Consider the following 16,985-nt stretch of genomic DNA (forward strand, 5'->3'; position numbering starts at 1 on the left):
CAGGTTGCGAGGCTTACCGCTCCGTGTCCGACAGCAACGACATCATCGGCGAGATCGACCGCTGGCTGCTCTCCCAGGGGCGGCACGAGAGGCTCTGGACGGTGCTGGGCGCGCACCCCACCGACGACGGCTGCCACTTCGCGGTGTGGGCCCCGAACGCGCGCGAGATCCGGGTGATAGGGGACTTCGCGGGCTGGGGCGCGGACGACGGCGTACCCATGCGGAATCTCGGCGACAGCGGCGTGTGGGCCGCGTTCGTGCCGGGCGCCACCGTGGGCCAGCACTACAAGTACAAGATCCACGGCGCGGACGGCTCGTGGATGGACCGGGCCGACCCGCTGGCCGTGGCGACGGAGACCCCTCCCCGTACCGCGTCGAAGATCTTCCGGTCCGAGCACAAATGGGACGACGGCGACTGGATGGCCGCGCGCGCGTCGCAGACCGAGCACCACCGGCAGGCGATGAGCGTCTACGAGGTGCACCTCGGCTCCTGGCGGCCCGGCCTCGGCTACCGCGAGCTGGCCGACCAGCTCACCGAGTACGTGGCCGAGCTGGGCTTCACACACGTGGAGCTGATGCCGGTGATGGAGCACCCGTTCGGCGGCTCGTGGGGCTACCAGGTCACCGGCTACTACGCGCCCACCTCCAGGTTCGGCAACCCGGACGACTTCCGCTACCTGGTCGACCGGCTGCACCAGGCCGGCATCGGCGTGCTGCTCGACTGGGTGCCCGCGCACTTCCCGAAGGACGAGTGGGCGCTGGCCCGCTTCGACGGCACCGCGCTCTACGAGCACCCGGACCCGCACCGCGGCGAGCACCCCGACTGGGGCAGCCTGATCTTCAACTACGGCCGCTGGGAGGTGCGCAACTTCCTGGTGGCGAACGCGCTCTACTGGCTGGAGGAGTTCCACGTCGACGGCCTGCGGGTGGACGCGGTCGCCTCGATGCTCTACCTCGACTACTCCCGCGAGCACGGCAAGTGGTCGCCGAACGAGCACGGCGGCAACGAGAACCTCGAGGCCATCGCGTTCCTCCGCGAGCTGAACGCGGTCGTCTACCGCGAGCACCCCGGCGCCGTCATGATCGCCGAGGAGTCCACCGCGTTCCCCGGCGTCTCCAAGCCCACCGACTGGGGCGGCCTCGGCTTCGGCCTGAAGTGGAACATGGGCTGGATGCACGACACGCTCGAGTACGCCGAGCGCGACCCGGTCTACCGCAAGCATCACCATGATCAGCTCACCTGGCCGTCCTGCTACGCGTTCGACGAGCAGTTCGTGCTGCCGATCAGCCACGACGAGGTCGTGCACGGCAAGCGCTCGCTGATCGCCAAGCTCCCCGGCGACCGCTGGCAGCGCCTGGCCGGGCTGCGCGGATTCCTCGCCTACATGTGGTCGTTCCCCGGCAAGCAGCTCCTCTTCATGGGCTCCGAGCTGGCCGACGAGCACGAGTGGGCGGAGCACCGCGGCCTCGACTGGCACGTGCTCGGCGACCCGGCCGTCCAGGGCGTGCACGCCACGCTCCGCGACCTCAACCGCGTCTACCGAGAGTCACGCGCACTCTGGTCGCAGGACACGCTGCCGCAGGGCTTCCGCTGGATCGCCCACGACGACTGGCAGAACAACGTGGTCTCCTACCTCCGCTGGGGCGATGACGGCTCGGTGCTCGCCTGCGTGGCCAACTTCAGCGGCGTCCCGCGCACCGGCTACCGCATCGGCCTGCCCCGGGCCGGCCGCTGGGACGAGGTGCTGAACACGGACGCCACCCACTACGGCGGGTCCGGCGTCGGCAACTTCGGCGCGGTCACGGCCACCGACGCCGGCACGCACGGCCTCCCCCACTCCGCCGAGGTCGCGGTCGGCCCGTACGCCGCCGTCTGGTTCCGCCCGGCCTAGATTTTCGCGACGCGCGGCCCTCACCGTTTTCGGTGGGGGCCGCGACGCATCTAGGACAGGACCTGTCCGCCATTGTCCATAGGCTCTACGTCATGACGACTCAAGAGCGCACGGACCTGGTGACGATGCTGGACCGCTCGCGGGGCTTCCTGCGGTTCACTGTGCAAAACCTGACCGACGAGCAGGCCGCGTCCCGCCCCGTGCCGAGCACCGAACTCTCGCTGGGCGGCCTGATCAAGCACGTGTCCGCGACGGAGCGCTCCTGGATCGCCTTCGCCACCGGCACCCCCGGCGCCCACGACAACGAGGAGGGCTGGGAGGACGGCTTCCGCATGGTCCCCGGCGAAACCCTCGACGGCCTGCTCGCCGACTACGCCAAGGTCGCCGCGCACACGGACGAGCTGATCGCCACCATCGACCTGGACGAGACCCACCCGCTCCCCGAGGCCCCCTGGTTCGAGCCCGGCGCCACGTGGACCAACCGCTACGTCCTGTTCCACCTCATCTCCGAGATCTCCCAGCACGCCGGCCACGCCGACATCCTCCGCGAGGCCATCGACGGCCAGAAGACCATGGGCTGACCCTTCTCCGCCCACTCCCGGCGGCCCCGGTGCCGCATGCTCCCGCGGGCACCGGTCGGCCGTGGCCGGCCTCCCTGTCCGATCCGTGGCCGCAAGCCCAGGGGGCCGCTCTCCATCCGCCACCCGCCGGCGGTCCGGGCATGCCACTCCGTCCCGTTTCCCGCCGGGCGGCAATCTCCCCGCGGCTCGCCGGTGTGGCGCTCCGCCTCTTCGCTATCGGAGGTGGTTCCCCCGCGTTCGGCAGGTGTGCCCCTTCCCGCACGATCCGCCGAAGTGGATCTTCTCGGACTTCCGGGTTGCCGCTCCCACGATGCATCGCATGATCCACCGGGCAGTCTCCGGCTCCCGGCTCGCCGGCATGCCGCCACCAACGGCCCCCCGCATGATCACAGCAACGCCGGCCTCGCGGCCCCCCGACGTGCGCGCCCCACGGTCCCCGCAGGAGCACCAAGCAACCCCCGCCTCGCGGCCCCCCGACGTGCGCGACCCACGCCTCCCGCAACAGCACCAAGCAACGCCCGCCTCGCGGCCCCCCGACGTGCGCGACCCACGATTCCGCATGATCGACTGATTAGTGATACGTAGAGCACGCCGGCGGGTGCTCTTTACGTGCTCTACGTATCAGTAGTCGTCGACCCTCACACGCAGCGCCCCCAATAAGGGGATATTTCGGGCATCGCCGACAGCGAGAAGGGATGAGGAGCCCGGCCGGATGTGGTCGGCGAGCCGTTGCCCTCAGGCTAGCTAGCGAGTTCGGCGGCAAGGCCGGTGGACATACTCCCTGGAGACCGGCGGTGGCTGGGACACCCGCGCAGAAACCGGCGGCATGCCGGGACACCCGCACAGAAACCGGCGGCAAGCCGGGACACCCGCACAGAAACCGGCGGCGACGCCGAGACACCCGCACAGAAACCGGCGGCGACGCCGAGACACCCGCACAGAAACCGGCGGCGACGCCGAGACACCCGCACAGAAACCGGCGGCGACGCCGAGACACCCGCACAGAAACCGGCGGCGACGCCGAGACACCCGCACAGAAACCGGCGGCGACGCCGAGACACCCGCACAGAAACCGGCGGCGACGCCGGGTGGACACGGGCGTTGAGGCCGGTGGAAGGCCGGGGATGGAGTCGCGCGGACAGGGCGGGGTGCGGCCCGCTGGGCTTGCGGCCACGGATCGGACAGGGAGGCCGGCCACGGCCGACCGGTGCCCGCGGGAGCATGCGGGAAAGGAGCCGCCGGGAGCGGGAAGATGAAAGACAGTCAGGTGAGCCAGGTGGGGCGGACCAGGGCGGATTCGTAGGCGTAGACGACGAGTTGGGCGCGGTCGCGGGCCGAGAGTTTGATCATGGCGCGGGAGACGTGGGTCTTGGCGGTGGCGGGGCTGACGTGGAGGCGTTCGGCGATCTCGTCGTTGTTGAGGCCCTCGCCGACCAGGGCGACCACCTCGCGTTCGCGGTCGGTGAGCGGGTCCGTGGTGGGGGGTGGCGGCGCGGGGGTGCTGCGGCCCCGGGTGGCGAACTCGGCGATCAGGCGGCGGGTGACGCCGGGGGACAGCAGGCCGTCGCCGGCGGCGACCGCGCGCACGCCGCGCAGCAGGTCGACCGGCTCGGTGTCCTTGACCAGGAAGCCGGAGGCGCCCACGCGGAGCGCCTCGAAGAGGTACTCGTCCAGCTCGAACGTGGTCAGGATGATGATCCGGGTGTCGGTCAGCGCGGGGTCGGCGACGATGCGGCGGGTCGCCTCCAGGCCGTCGACGCCGGGCATGCGGATGTCCATCAGCACCACGTCGGGGCGGGTGCGCGCGGCCAGCGTGGCGGCGGCCAGGCCGTCCGCGGCCTCGCCGACCACCTCGATGCCGGGCTCCGCGTCCAGCAGTGCGCGGAATCCGGCCCGGACCAGCGCCTGATCGTCCGCGAGCAGGACCTTGATCACTTCGACTCCCCCTCCGGCGCCGGCAGGTGCGCCACGACCAGGTATCCGCCGGACGCGGCCGGTGCCGCCGCCAGCGTGCCGCCGAGCGCCTCGGCCCGCGCGCGCATGCCGGGCAGGCCGATGCCGGAGCCCGGCGGCACGGTCGGGTCCGCGGTGCCCGGCTCGTTCTCCACGCGCAGGTCCAGGCCGGCCGGCGTGTAGCCGACCGTGACCGTGGTGGCGGCGCCACCCGCGTGCCGGCGCACGTTCGTCAGGGCCTCCTGCACGATCCGGTACGCGGCGCGGTCCACCTCCGCGGGGAGCGGCCGGGACGTCCCGCCGACGACGGTACGGCACGGCAGCCCGGCACCCTCGGTCAGCGCGTCCAGCCGGGCCAGCCCGGGCGCGGGCGCGCGCGGCGCGGACTCGTCCTCCTCGGCCAGCGCGCCCAGCACGGCCCGCACCTCGCGCAGCGCCTCCGAACTGGCCGTCTTGATCGCGGCGAGCGCGGACCTGGCCTGCTCGGGGCGGCTGTCCATCAGGTGCAGCCCGACGCCGGCCTGCACGTTGATCAGCGACAGGTGGTGGCCGATCACGTCGTGCAGTTCGCGTGCGATGCTCAGCCGCTCCTCGCTGGCCTGGCGCCGATCCTGTTCCTCGCGGGCGCGCTCCTCCTCCGCCTCGGCGCGCAGCATCTCGGCGAGTTGGATCCGCCGGGTGCGGCCCGCCTCCGTGCCGACCACCAGGACGATCGAGGCGAGCGCGATGATGGCCAGCGCCGCGAGCGTGGGCCGGGTGTCGGCGGGCACGCCGAGCCGGTCGGCGAACACGCGGCCGGCCAGTACGTACGTCACGAACGCGGTGCCGATCACGGCCGCGACCCGGATCGCGCGCTCGGCCTTCACGCCGTGCACCACCGCGGCGATCAGCGCCACGAAGTACGGGCCGCCCGGGTAGCCGATCAGCGCGTACGCGATGGCCGCCGCGGCCGCGACCGCCACCGGCAGCACCGGGGACACCCGGCGGGCCAGCAGGCTCACCGGCCCGGCCAGCAGCAGTGCGACCATGAGCGGCCCGAATCCGTCCCACGAGCCGGCCACCAGGCGTACGCCGATCACCTGCACCAGCGCCGTGAAGACCGCGATGCCGCCGAGCGAGTCGGGTTTCCGCCGGTCCGGGTCGGCCCAGGGCGGCAGGCCGTGCCCGTGCCAGCCCGAGCCACCCCAGCGGTCGAGATCCCGGTGCATCCGGCGGCCGCGGTCCCGGCGCCGTTCCTCACGCTCGCGGAGTTCCGACAGCCGGTGGGCGGCCGACCTGCCGGCGCCGCGCAGGCGGTCCGGGCCGCACGGGCGCACCGCCTCGGCCGCGGTGGCGTCGGCGTCGTGCGGGCCGGTGGGCGAATGTGGCACGCCCCCGACGGTAGGCCACGGCGGGCCCGCGCGGCGTCGCCGAGGCGTGGCACGCTGCCTACCCTCGGCGCGGTACGCCCGGCGCGGCGCGCTACTCCCCGCGGCGTAGCCGCCGGGGGCGACACCTCCGCACGGGGCGCGCACGTCACCTCCCACGGCCCGACGCGGCGGCACCCGGGCGCGGCGCAGGCTGGACAGCGTCGTCAGCCACAGACCGGGAGGACACCATGGAAGGCACACAGACCGGCCGGATCCGCGCGTCGGACGCCGAGCGGGAGCAGACCGCGGAGATCGTGCGCGCCGCGATGGGCGAGGGCCGGCTCGCGCTGGACGAGGGCGAGACGCGGCTGACCGCGGTCTACGCCGCCGTCCACCGCGACGAACTGGCACCGCTCACCGCCGACCTGCCGGGCCGCGGCCTGCCCGGGCTGGCCCGCACGCCGGAGCGCCGCGCCGCCGCCCGCCGGCACCTGCGCACGCACGCCAGCGTGGTGCTGCTGGTCAGCGGCGTGCTGATCGCGATCTGGGCGGCCACCGGCGCGCACTTCTTCTGGCCGGTGTTCGCGATCGTCCCGATGCTGCTCAGCGTGTTCAAGCACGCGGCGATCATCCGCGCGGGCGGCACCTGGGCGGGCCGGGACTGGCACGGCCACGGCCCGTGGGGGCACGGCCATCCGCGCGACCGCTTCCACGCGTACCACCACTGAGCCGCCGGGGCACCGGCATGCTCTCCGACACGTGTCCCAATTGGACCCGTGGCGGTGTTTGATCACGTTGGGCGGAACTGACATTGTGTGGCGGCCCGCGCCGACCGTGCGCGGGCTGAACCCTGGGGAGGGTACGCACGATGATGGGGCCGCAGCATGCGCTGTCCGGCGCGGCAGCCTGGCTGGCCGGTTGCTGGGCGCTGGACCAGTTCGCCGGGTACGAGCAGTCGCCGCTCGCGATCGCGATCGGGACCGCGATGTGCGCGGGAGGGGCGCTGCTGCCGGACATCGACCTCTCCGGCCGGGTGACGAAGAACCGGGGCGGCGCGACCGTGGCCCGTACGTTCGGCGTGTTCTCGCTGTTCGTCGCGGAGGTGGTGGAGAAGTTCTCGCTCGGCGTCTACACCGCGACGCGGCTGAGCAAGGACCCGAAGCGGGACAACGGGCACCGCACCTTCACGCACACGCTGCCGTTCGCGGCGCTGATCGGCTGGGGCACGTCCGCGCTGTGCACCGCGTTCGGCAAGTGGGCCGTGATCGGCATCCTGTTCTTCATGATCGGCCTGGCGTTGCGGGGGCTGTTCGACGAGTGGGCCGAGCGCGCCGGCTGGGTGGTGATCACGCTCCTCTCCGCCGGGGCGGCGTACCTCACGTTCCTCAACCTGCCGGGCGACCGCGGATATCCGATGCTCGGCGTGGCGATCGGCGTGGGCTGCGTGATGCACCTGTTCGGCGACATGATCACGAAGTCGGGGGTGCCGATCCTGTGGCCGATCCCGACCGGTAAGGGCCGGCTGTGGCGGATGATCGGCATAAACGACGACTGGGCGATCAAGGTCGGCGGCAAGTTCGAGACGATCTGGCTGCGCGGCGCGTTCACGCTGATCTCGCTGGCGTCGGCCGGAGCGCTGATGGGCCGCGCCGTGCTGAGCCGGTTCAACATCGAGATCTAGGAAGATCCTGACCGGGGGGTACGGCGTTCAGCCGCCGACCCCTCGATGGTCCTCCGAGGTTCGCCGGGGCATTCATGATCGACTATTAGCGTCGGCGCATGACGATCAGGCTACTGATCCTGGCTCTGCTGCTGTGGTCCGTCCCGTCCCCCGTCTCCGCCGCTCCCGCGCCCGCCTACGGCGGGTTCCGGGTGGTCCGGGCGTCGCCCGGCACCCCGTCCACGCCCGCCGTGAGCCTTCCCGCCGGGTACGAGCTGATGCCCGGCGCGAACTACTCCGTGGCCAGCCGGGCCGAGTTCTACGCGTTCGTCCGCGGACCGTCCGCCGCGGCCGTGACCGTGACCGTGTCGTGGCCCGGGCAGTGGGTCGCGGACGTCATCTCCGGCAAGGCGCACGTGGCGGTGGAGCACGACGCGGCCGACCCGTTCACGGTCCGGTTCGCCGTCCCGGTGACCGGCACCTCCGTCAACCAGAACACGCTGCAGGTGTTCTCGTACCCGAGCGGCGACACCGCGACCGGCGTCTACTGGCGGATCGAGCACAACGATCCGGACCGCGTGGCCGGGCCGTGGACCGGCGTGGCATGGCCGGGCAACCAGGCCGCCGCGGTGATCAACTACATGGTGGCCGCGAATCTGGTGCTCCAGGACTCGGGGCTGGCCGCGGAGGCCCGGCGGCGCGGGCACTTCTTCGCGCTGATGGGCTTCGAGACGAACAACGCGCTGCACCCGGACAACCCGCCGCACTGGCACCTGTCGTACTACCCGGGGCCGACGTTCGGCGCGGCGGGCGCGCACGTGCCGCACTTCTGGGTGGACGTGGCCGGGAAGACGTTCTACAACGGCATGGACGTCCAGGGGCGCGGGCGCGGCACGTTCCATGTGGGCGATCCGGCGGAGATCCGGGACCCGGCCGGCGCGCTGATCATCACGATGACGATCCGGGCGGACGGCGGCCTGGACCTGCGGGGGCCGGACGGCCCGGTCTACTCGATCACGTCGGCCGGCGGTGACTTCGGCGCCGAGGTGCGCGTGCTGAGGGCCGGCGCCGGGTGGCGGTGGGTCCGCAACAGCGACGCCGTGACCGGCGGGATGCTGGTCACGCAGGTCGGCGGGCTGGGCACGGACGCGTACCACCAGACGCTGGTGTACCGGTACGACCGGCTCACCGGCACGATCCTGGAGATCTATCGGAGCTGACCGGGCGCGGCGCGTTGGCCGGATTGCGGCGGGCCGCGCCCATACCATCGGCATATCGGACTTTTCATCCTTTTTGCCGGAGGGGATCATGAGACGACGACGCCTGGTGGCCGCGCTGGCCACGATCCCCCTGCTGGTCGCGGTGCCGGCCGCGGCCGGCACCGGCACCCGGCCCGGCGGCGGCTGGAGCCACGCGCACGGCGACGCCGGGCACACCGGCTACCAGCCGGTCACCGGCGGCCTCACCCCGGCGACCGTGACCGGGCTGCACGACGGCTGGCGGGTCGCCGGCGCGCCGCACGGGAAGCTGGTCGCGGCCGGCGGCGCGCTCTACCTGCCGGCCTCCGAGCAGGGCACCGTCCGGATCCGGAAGCTCGACGCGCGTACCGGCCGGGACCTGCCCTTCGGGGTACGCGCCCGGCTGTGGCTGGGCACGCCCGCGGCCGTGGACGACACGATCGTCACGGTCGCGTCCGACGGGCCCGGCCGGGACGAGTTGCGCGCCTACTCCCCCACCGGCGCGGAGCGCTGGCGCGCGCCGATGCCGGGCGACGCACCGGCCGACGACCTCGCGGTGCACAACGGGCTGGTCTTCGTGGGCGGCGGCTGGAAGTGCCGCTACACCTGCGAGTACACCCGGTTCCGGGCCTACCGGCTGACCGACGGCACGCTCGCCTGGGAACAGGACGTGGCCGGCGACGCGCAGTACGAGGCGCCGGCCGTGGCGGGCGACACGCTGATCTGGCCGATGCGGGACGCGACCGGCACCCGCTCGGTGGCGTTCGACGCCGCGACCGGCTCACCCCGCTGGAGCGTGCCCACCGGCGGCGGCCTCTACCAGGTCGCGGTCACGGAGGACGCGCTCTACACGATCGAGGGCGACCAGGTGTGCGCCCGGCACGCCGGGAGCGGCGGCGCGCGCTGGTGCCGGGGCGATCTCGGCTACCTGACCGTGGCGCTGGCCCCGCAGCGGGCGGACGCACACGACACGCCGGCCGTGCTCTACGCGGGCAGCGGCGACACGATCCGCGCGCTGGACCCGGCGGACGGCCGCACGCTCTGGTCGGCCCCGGTCCGCGGCGAGGCCCGCACGATCACGGCCGGCGGCGGCCTGGTCTTCGCCCAGCTGTGGAGCCCCCGCGAGACGCGGATCGCCGCGCTGGACGCCTCGGACGGCCGGGTGCTCCACGACCGCGTGCTGTCCCGCGAGGGCATCTTCGGCACGGTGGTCCCGGCGTACGGCCGGCTGTTCGCGGTCGACCCCTACCAGGCGGTGCTGGCGCTGGAGCCCTGACGGGCGGGCGGCCTCAGAGCAGGCGCGGACCGGGCGGCTGGCACGGCTCGGCACCGGGCGGGCGGACGTAATCGCTCTCCGCCAGGCCGAGCGGGACCAGGTTCGCCGCGAACGACTCCGACCAGCTGTACCGCAGGAAGTCGTCGATCACCTTGCTGATCTCCTCGCACAGCCGCGGCATGTTGTTCGGCATGGCGACCGCGTACTTCTCCGCGCCGTACGTCAGTGGGGCGGAGATCTTCAGGTCGCGGTCCTCGGCGTACCCGGCGATCAGAGACCGGTCGTGGGAGACCGCGTCGTAGTGCCCTTTCTTGAACTGGCTGAAGCACGCCGCCAGCGAGTCCTCACGGACCGGCCCGAAGCCGGCCTGCGTGAGCTTCTTGTCGCTGTTCGAGTCGCGCAGCACGCACACCTTCCCGGGCGGTATGTCGGCGATGCTCGTGGCGCCGGTGCGGCTGACGAAGCCCTGCATGTCCACGAAGTACGGGCCGGCGAAGTCCACCCGCTCCGCGCGCTCCGGCGTCATCGAATAAGTCGAGACCACCAGCTTCACCGGACGCTGCCACGGCTGGCCCGGCGCGGCCCGCCACCGGCCGGCGAGGGCCGCCTCCCGGTTGTCCAGCGTGGAGAGGTCCACCCACACCAGGTTCGCGCCGGTGAAGTGCGCCCCGATCTCCCGGACCAGATCCGCGTCGAAGCCGACCGGCGTGCCGCCCGGGCCGTCGGTGTGCCAGCCCTTGTACTGGTGGTCGACGTAGCCGATGCGCACCTCGCCGGACATGTACTCGAAGGGGTCCGGTTCACGGCGCACCCACCAGAAGACCGCGCCGGCCAGCAACACGACCACGGTCAGCGCCGCGACCAGCCGGCCCCGGCGCAGCCGCCCGGTCGGCACCCGCAGCCACGGCGTCGTGAACCACCCCTGCACGATCAGGATCGACACGACGATCGCGGCCACGCTCAGCGGCAGCCCGGCGATCGCCGCGACGTCCGCACCCCACGCCCGGTTGAGCAGCAGCAGGACGGTGAGGCCCGCGGTGGCGAGCGAGGTGGGCGTCAGCCACCACAACAGGTTGCGCAGCACCGGCCGCGTCCGCGCGGCCCTCTCCGGCGTCTCGGTCACATCGACCTCCCCCTTTGAGGACCAGAGGACCAGAGGGGTACGCCGTGCGGGCCCGATTCCGCAGCACATCGCAGTGCGGTCTTGTTCGTGCGGGTCACGGCCCTGCCGCGGAGCGCGACACCGCAGGACTCCGGACTCGGCGTCAGATCCGGGTCAGCGCCACGTCGGCGACCTCGATCGTGAAGTCCGGGTGGCCGCCGAGTTGGAACGTCAGCTCGCTCTCCAAACTCGAGTGCTCTCCCGTGAACGTCCAGGAGTACGTCTGCGCCTCGGTGGTCACGTCGATGGTCTTGTAGAGGCTTTCCTCATAGTTCGGCGGCCGGTTCAGCTGGACCCGGACCCGGATGCTCACGTCGGTGTCGGCCCGAGCCCGGAACGAGAGCCGGTACCGATGCCCGCTCGTCACCGGTAGACAACCCCGGACCACGATCAGGTCGTGGGGCTTGTTCGAGCCGCCGTTGACGACCGCCCTCCAGCTACGACGGGTGGAGTCCTCCAGCCGGACTCCGCCGTGGTTCGCCCACCAGTCGTCGAACCTCGGGTCGTCGGGAGGGGTCGGGCGCGGCACGTCCAGCAGGTCGCCTCCCACGGCCGGCGGACCCTCCGTGCAGGTCGGCACCGGCGGCAGCGCCTCCCGATCCGGACCACGGGTGATCAGCCAGACCGCGACGACGCTGAGCGCCGTCACGGCGGCCACCACCGCGCCCGCGATCGCCAGGACCAGCCGCCGCCGACGGGGCCCGGGCCGCGCCGGCGCGGGTGCGGGCGCGGCCGGCTCCGGCGGCTCGGCGGACGGCGCGGGGCGCCGCCGGTACAACTCGTGCTCGCGGACCATCATCGCGTGCCGGGAGCGCCACCACTTCACCCGCTCCTCGTCCGCGCCGCAGGCCTGGACGATCGGCAGCACCATGCGGTCGAACGGCGGCGGCGTGCGGACCTCGCCGCGCAGCACCGCGTACACCTGGGACTCGCTCATCGGGTGTGCACGCACCACGTCGGCCCGCTTCAGTCCCGCGTCGCGCACCAGATCGCTGAGTTCGTCGCAGAAGCGCCGCACCGGATCGTCGCGGCCGTCGCCCATCGCCAGACACTCCCGAGTCGAATGTGGTCACTCGACATCGTAGAGTAATCGATCGATGTCTCAGACGAACAGCTCCGCGATCTGCACCGCGTTCAGCGCGGCACCCTTGCGCAGGTTGTCGTTGGAGCAGAAGAAGGACAGGCCGTGCTCGGCGGTCTCGTCGGCACGGATGCGGCCCACGTAGGTGGGGTCCTGGCCGGCGGCCTTGAGCGGGGTCGGCACCTCCTCCAGCGCCACGCCGGGCGCCGAGGCCAGGATCTCGCGCGCGCGGGACGGCGACAGCGGCCGGGCGAAGCGCGCGTTGACCTGCAGCGAGTGGCCGGTGAAGACGGGCACGCGCACGCAGGTGCCGGAGACCTTCAGGCCGGGGATGCCGAGGATCTTGCGGCTCTCATTGCGGAGTTTCTTCTCCTCGTCCGTCTCGTTCAGCCCGTCGTCCACGATGGAGCCGGCGAGCGGGAGCACGTTGAACGCGATCGGCTGGGAGAACTGGCGCGGCTCGGGGAACTCGACCGCGGACCCGTCGTGGGTCAGCTCGGCGGCCCGGTCCGCCACCTTGACGACCTGGTCGGACAGCTCGGAGACGCCGGACAGCCCGGCGCCGGAGACCGCCTGGTACGTGGCGACGACGAGCGCCTCGAGCCCGGCCTCCTCGTGCAGCGGGCGCAGCACCGGCATCGCGGCCATCGTCGTGCAGTTCGGGTTGGCGATGATGCCCTTCGGCCGGTCCTGCGCGGCCCGCGGGTTGACCTCGGCCACCACCAGCGGCACGTCCGGGTCCATCCGCCACGCGGACGAGTTGTCGATCACGATGGCGCCGGCGGCCGCGACCGACGGCGCCAGCTCCTTGGACGAGCCCTTGCCGGCGGAGAAGAGCACGATGTCGAGACCGGCGAAGTCGGCCGTGGCCGCGTCCTCCACCGTGATCTCGCCGCCCGCCCACGGCAGCGTGCGACCCGCCGACCGGGCCGACGCGAACAGCCGCAGCTGCTCGACCGGGAAGTTCCGCTCCGCCAGGATGCGCCGCATGACGCCGCCGACCTGGCCCGTTGCTCCGACAATGCCAATCCGCATGACGACGAGGTTACCGACCGGAGGCGGGCGGTTCTAATCCGAAATCCCACCAGGTGAACGGGGGTGTCCGTACCGTCGCAGGTCTTCTGCGCCGGTGGCGGGCCGGCCGGGATTTCTGCGGTCGCCGCGGATGCGCGCCGGAGGAAAAATATGCCGCGAATACGCCACACCGGGCTGCCATCATCCATTCATGGACACCGGGATCGCGCTCGCTCGTGCGTACCACCGGGAGGTCGTGGGTCCGCTGCTGAGCCGCGAGGTGCCGCGGTTGCCGCACGCGGCCGGCCGGCTCGGCTCCGGCTCGGACGTGCTGGGCTTCGACGACGCGACCAGCCGCGACCACGACTGGGGGCTGCGGCTGACCCTGCTGGTCGACGACGCGGACGCGGACCTGGTGCCGTACCTGGACGATCTGCTGGAGCGCGAGCTGCCGGACCGGTTCCGCGGGCACCCGGTGCGGTTCGCCATGACCTGGGACGAGCGCGCACGGCACAAGGTGTCGGTCGCGACCGTGCCGGCGTTCGCCCGGGACCGGCTCGGCATCGCGTTCGACCCGGCGGACAGCGCGGGCTGGCTGATGCTGACCGGGCAGGCGGTGCTGGAGGTGATCGCCGGGCCGGTCTTCGCGGACACCACGACCGCGCTCGGGCCGCTGCGCGCGGCGCTGCGGCACTACCCGGCCGAGGTCGAGCGGTACGTGCTGGCCGCGGGCTGGCACCGGCTCGCCCGCCTGCCGCTGCACGCGCGCGCCGCCGCGACCGGCCAGCCGCTGCACGCACGCCGGCTGGCCGGGACGCTGGCCGAGGACGTGATGCGGCAGGCGTTCCGGCTGTGCCGGGCGTGGGCGCCGTACGACAAGTGGTTCGAGCGCGCGTTCCAGCGGCTGCCGATCGCGGCCGAGCTGACCGGCCCGCTGACCACGGTGCTGCACAGCGTGGACCCGCGGGTACGCGAGGACGCGCTGGTCACCGCGGTCCGCGTGCTGCTGGCCCGGCAGCGCGACCTGGGCCTGCCGACGCCGCCGGACGGGGTCGGCCCGTTCTTCGAGCGCGCCTCGCGCGCGGTGCGCCCGGAGGTGCCGGCCGCGCTCCTGGACGGCCTCACCGACCCGCTGCTGCGCCGCCTGCCGCCCGAGATCGGCGCGATCGACCAGTGGCTGGACAACCCGTGGCTGCTGGCCCGGCCGGAGGCGCGCGCCGCCTTCGCCGCCGCCTATGAGCAGTGGCTACGGCGCGCCTGAGCCGCACCGGCCGCCCGGTGAGGCAGGATCTGCGGGTGCAGTGGGCTGAAGATCTCGACACCTCCGTGCTGGCGCCGCGTCAACGGGCGATCCTGGGCGTCATCCGGGACTGGGTGGTGCGGCACGGCTACTCGCCGAGCACCCGGGAGATCGGTGACGCGGTCGGGCTGTCGTCGACGTCCTCGGTCAGCCGGCACCTGCGCACGCTGGAGGAGCTGGGCTTCCTGCGACGCGGCCGGACCGCGACCCGCCCGGTGGACGCGCGGATGTTCCTGGAGTCCGCCGACCGGCCGGAACGCGACGAGGAGACCGTGGGCGTGCCGCTGGTCGGCGTGATCGCGGCCGGCGCGCCGATCCTCGCGGAGGAGGCGGCCGAGGAGACGCTGCGGCTGCCGCGTGACCTGGTCGGCCGCGGCACGCTGTTCTGCCTGCGCGTCCGGGGCGACTCGATGGTCGACGCCGCGATCTGCGACGGCGACGTGGTGGTGGTCCGGCAACAGCACGAGGCGTACAACGGCGACATCGTGGCCGCGATGATCGACGAGGAGGCCACGGTCAAGGTCTACCGCCGCCGTGCCGGGCACGTGCTGCTGGAACCGCGCAATGACGCGTACCGGCCGATCGACGGCGACCGGGCCGTCATCCTGGGCAAGGTCGTCTCCGTGCTGCGCCGCGTCTGACGGTTGTTCTGTCGTACCCGGGGCGCAGAATGAGGGCGTGCTGGTGGCGGCGGTTCCGGGGGAGGACCGCGGCGGGCGACTCGCTCCGCTGCGCCCCACCGGCGCGCCCGCCGGCCGGGTCACGCCGGTCGCCGACCTGCCCGCGGCCGTCGCCGCCCGGGAGCGGCGCGACCATCCCCGCTGGCTCTGGGCGAGCACCGACGCGATCTATCCCGGGCTGCTGCGCGCCGGCGTGCGGGTCGACCGCTGCCACGACCTGGAGCTGACCGAGACGCTGCTGCTCGGCTACGACGGCCGCTGGGGCGAGCCGCGCGCGCTGCCCGCCGCCTGGGCCCGGATCGCCGGCGGCCCGGTCCCGCGCGACCCGCCGCCCCGCCAGGCCGAGCCGCCCGGCGGCGGCCAGCCCGCGCTGTTCGACACCGCCCCGCCGCCGGCCGAGATCGGCACCGACCCGCTCACCGCGGTCACCGAGGTCTACGCCGACCAGGTCGCGCGGATCGCCCGCACGGCCGACCCCGGCCGGTTCCGCCTGCTGGTCGCGGCCGAGTCGGCGGGCGCGCTGATCGCGGCCGAGATGGCCCGCGAGGGCCTGCCGTGGCGCGCCGACATCCACGACCGGCTGCTGGTCGAGCTGCTCGGCCCGCCGTCCCCGGTCGGCGGGCAGCCGCGCCGGCTGGCCGAGCTGGCCGGGTTGATCAACGGCGCGTTCGGCGTGCGCGGCCTGCACCCCGACTCCCCCGCCGAGCTGCTGCGCGCATTCGCCAAGGCCGGGTTCGACCTGCCCAGCACGCGCCGCTGGGTGCTGCGCGACGTCCGGCATCCCGCCGTGCCGTTCGTGCTCGAATACAAGGAGCTGTACCGGATCTGGACCGCGCACGGCTGGGCCTGGCGCGACGCCTGGGTGCAGGACGGCCGCTTCCGCCCGGAGTACGTGCCCGGCGGCGTCGTCTCCGGCCGCTGGGCCACCCGCGGCGGCGGCGCGCTCCAGATCCCCAAGGTCGTCCGCCGGGCCGTGGTCGCCGACCCCGGCCGGAAGCTCGTGGTCGCGGACGCCGGTCAGCTGGAGCCGCGGGTGCTCGCCGCCGTCTCCGGCGACGCCCGCCTCGCCGAGGCCGGTGCCGCCGGTGACCTCTACGCCGCGCTGGCCGCCGACTCGTTCGGCGGCGACCGCGCCAAGGCGAAGCTCGCGCTGCTCGGCGCCATGTACGGTCAGACCGGCGGCTCCGCGCTCCCCGCGCTCGCCGTGCTGCGTCGCAGCTATCCGCGGGCGTTCGACTACGTCGAGGCCGCCGCCCGCACCGGCGAGCAGGGCGGCCTGGTCCGCTCCTGGCTCGGCCGCACCTGCCCGCCCCCGTCCGCCTCGTTCGCCGCCGACGGCACGCTGCTCACCGCCGACGCCGGCGACACCGGCGGCGGGTCCGCCCCCGACACCGGCTCCCGCCCCGACGCCCGCGCCCGCGGCCGCTTCACCCGCAACTTCGTCATCCAGGCCACCGCCGCCGAGTGGGCGCTCGTCCTGCTCGCCACGCTCCGCACCGCACTCGCCGGCTCGGACGCCCAGCTGGTCTTCTTCCAGCACGACGAGGTCGTCATCCACTGCCCCGCCGACCAGGCCCGCACCGTCGCCACCGCCGCCCAGCACGCCGCCGACCAGGCCGGCCGCCTCCTCTTCGGCGACTCCCCGGTCCGTTTCCCCCTCGACCCCTCCATCGTGGACTGCTATGCGGACGCGAAACCCTGAAAGGTTGCGCCGCCCGCCGGCTTCGCCGGCGGCACGTTCCGCCGGCCGGTCCGGCCCGTCCGGTCCACCATGGTCGGGCCCCACGGAGGGGGCGGTG

The 16,985-nt window shown here is 73.4% G+C and carries 14 protein-coding genes; 9 read left to right on the top strand and 5 right to left on the bottom strand.

Annotated elements, in window-relative coordinates; genetic code table 11:
• Window positions 1-23: 23 nt before the first annotated feature.
• Window positions 24-1,892, top strand: coding sequence for a 1,4-alpha-glucan branching protein GlgB (glgB, locus tag J2S41_RS23215; protein WP_310370438.1), 1,869 nt, complete (start codon window positions 24-26; stop codon window positions 1,890-1,892).
• A gap of 92 nt (window positions 1,893-1,984) precedes the next feature.
• Complete coding sequence (locus J2S41_RS23220) at window positions 1,985-2,473, top strand: DinB family protein (protein WP_310370439.1); 489 nt, start codon at window positions 1,985-1,987, stop codon at window positions 2,471-2,473.
• A gap of 1,263 nt (window positions 2,474-3,736) precedes the next feature.
• Here the strand turns inward: J2S41_RS23220 and J2S41_RS23225 are convergent.
• On the bottom strand, window positions 3,737-4,408 hold the full coding sequence (locus tag J2S41_RS23225) for a response regulator transcription factor (RefSeq protein WP_310370441.1): 672 nt from the start codon (window positions 4,406-4,408) through the stop codon (window positions 3,737-3,739).
• The gene (locus J2S41_RS23230) at window positions 4,405-5,796 is read right to left on the bottom strand and encodes a sensor histidine kinase (RefSeq protein ID WP_310370444.1); all 1,392 of its coding nucleotides are present in this window, start codon (window positions 5,794-5,796) and stop codon (window positions 4,405-4,407) included. Before J2S41_RS23230 ends, J2S41_RS23225 begins: the two co-directional genes overlap by 4 nt.
• Window positions 5,797-6,023: 227 nt before the next feature.
• On the opposite strand from J2S41_RS23230, the gene J2S41_RS23235 reads away from it, so the two are divergent.
• The 4 genes from J2S41_RS23235 to J2S41_RS23250 all read left to right on the top strand — a co-directional run bounded on the left by J2S41_RS23235 (window position 6,024) and on the right by J2S41_RS23250 (window position 9,949).
• On the top strand, window positions 6,024-6,503 hold the full coding sequence (locus tag J2S41_RS23235; RefSeq protein ID WP_310370446.1) for a DUF1707 SHOCT-like domain-containing protein: 480 nt from the start codon (window positions 6,024-6,026) through the stop codon (window positions 6,501-6,503).
• Window positions 6,504-6,643: 140 nt separating this feature from the next.
• Window positions 6,644-7,456, top strand: coding sequence for a metal-dependent hydrolase (locus J2S41_RS23240; protein WP_310370448.1), 813 nt, complete (start codon window positions 6,644-6,646; stop codon window positions 7,454-7,456).
• 98 nt (window positions 7,457-7,554) lie between these two features.
• A complete protein-coding gene (locus tag J2S41_RS23245; protein ID WP_310370450.1) occupies window positions 7,555-8,655 on the top strand; it encodes a hypothetical protein in 1,101 nt (366 codons plus the stop codon).
• A gap of 88 nt (window positions 8,656-8,743) precedes the next feature.
• Window positions 8,744-9,949, top strand: coding sequence for an outer membrane protein assembly factor BamB family protein (locus J2S41_RS23250; protein WP_310370452.1), 1,206 nt, complete (start codon window positions 8,744-8,746; stop codon window positions 9,947-9,949).
• A gap of 13 nt (window positions 9,950-9,962) precedes the next feature.
• Here the strand turns inward: J2S41_RS23250 and J2S41_RS23255 are convergent, their stop codons facing one another.
• From J2S41_RS23255 to J2S41_RS23265, 3 genes are all read right to left on the bottom strand, one after another.
• The gene (locus J2S41_RS23255) at window positions 9,963-11,072 is read right to left on the bottom strand and encodes a transporter substrate-binding domain-containing protein (protein WP_310370454.1); all 1,110 of its coding nucleotides are present in this window, start codon (window positions 11,070-11,072) and stop codon (window positions 9,963-9,965) included.
• 142 nt (window positions 11,073-11,214) lie between these two features.
• Entirely contained in the window at window positions 11,215-12,153 is a 939-nt protein-coding gene (locus tag J2S41_RS23260; RefSeq protein ID WP_310370455.1) for a carbohydrate binding domain-containing protein, read from the bottom strand.
• Window positions 12,154-12,213: 60 nt separating this feature from the next.
• Complete coding sequence (locus J2S41_RS23265) at window positions 12,214-13,227, bottom strand: aspartate-semialdehyde dehydrogenase (RefSeq protein WP_310370456.1); 1,014 nt, start codon at window positions 13,225-13,227, stop codon at window positions 12,214-12,216.
• Window positions 13,228-13,417: 190 nt separating this feature from the next.
• On the opposite strand from J2S41_RS23265, the gene J2S41_RS23270 reads away from it, so the two are divergent.
• Genes J2S41_RS23270 through J2S41_RS23280 form a run of 3 tightly spaced genes read left to right on the top strand, consistent with a single transcriptional unit; the run spans window position 13,418 to window position 16,888 of the window.
• Window positions 13,418-14,467: a DUF4037 domain-containing protein gene (locus J2S41_RS23270; RefSeq protein ID WP_310370458.1), complete on the top strand. Its 1,050-nt coding sequence runs from the start codon at window positions 13,418-13,420 to the stop codon at window positions 14,465-14,467.
• Window positions 14,468-14,502: 35 nt separating this feature from the next.
• On the top strand, window positions 14,503-15,147 hold the full coding sequence (gene lexA, locus J2S41_RS23275) for a transcriptional repressor LexA (RefSeq protein WP_374728152.1): 645 nt from the start codon (window positions 14,503-14,505) through the stop codon (window positions 15,145-15,147).
• Between the two features lie 37 nt (window positions 15,148-15,184).
• The gene (locus J2S41_RS23280) at window positions 15,185-16,888 is read left to right on the top strand and encodes a bifunctional 3'-5' exonuclease/DNA polymerase (RefSeq protein ID WP_310370461.1); all 1,704 of its coding nucleotides are present in this window, start codon (window positions 15,185-15,187) and stop codon (window positions 16,886-16,888) included.
• Window positions 16,889-16,985 lie beyond the last annotated feature (97 nt).

Source organism: Catenuloplanes atrovinosus (assembly GCF_031458235.1).
In the GTDB taxonomy this organism is placed as follows: Bacteria; Actinomycetota; Actinomycetes; order Mycobacteriales; family Micromonosporaceae; genus Catenuloplanes; species Catenuloplanes atrovinosus.

Coding starts and splice junctions, on each gene's coding strand:
- J2S41_RS23220 (WP_310370439.1), top strand. CDS start 1,985: ATGACGACTCAAGAGCGCACGGACCTGGTGACGATGCTGGACCGCTCG.
- J2S41_RS23235 (WP_310370446.1), top strand. CDS start 6,024: ATGGAAGGCACACAGACCGGCCGGATCCGCGCGTCGGACGCCGAGCGG.
- J2S41_RS23245 (WP_310370450.1), top strand. CDS start 7,555: ATGACGATCAGGCTACTGATCCTGGCTCTGCTGCTGTGGTCCGTCCCG.
- J2S41_RS23270 (WP_310370458.1), top strand. CDS start 13,418: ATGGACACCGGGATCGCGCTCGCTCGTGCGTACCACCGGGAGGTCGTG.
- J2S41_RS23250 (WP_310370452.1), top strand. CDS start 8,744: ATGAGACGACGACGCCTGGTGGCCGCGCTGGCCACGATCCCCCTGCTG.
- J2S41_RS23240 (WP_310370448.1), top strand. CDS start 6,644: ATGATGGGGCCGCAGCATGCGCTGTCCGGCGCGGCAGCCTGGCTGGCC.
- J2S41_RS23265 (WP_310370456.1), bottom strand. CDS start 13,227: ATGCGGATTGGCATTGTCGGAGCAACGGGCCAGGTCGGCGGCGTCATG.
- J2S41_RS23260 (WP_310370455.1), bottom strand. CDS start 12,153: ATGGGCGACGGCCGCGACGATCCGGTGCGGCGCTTCTGCGACGAACTC.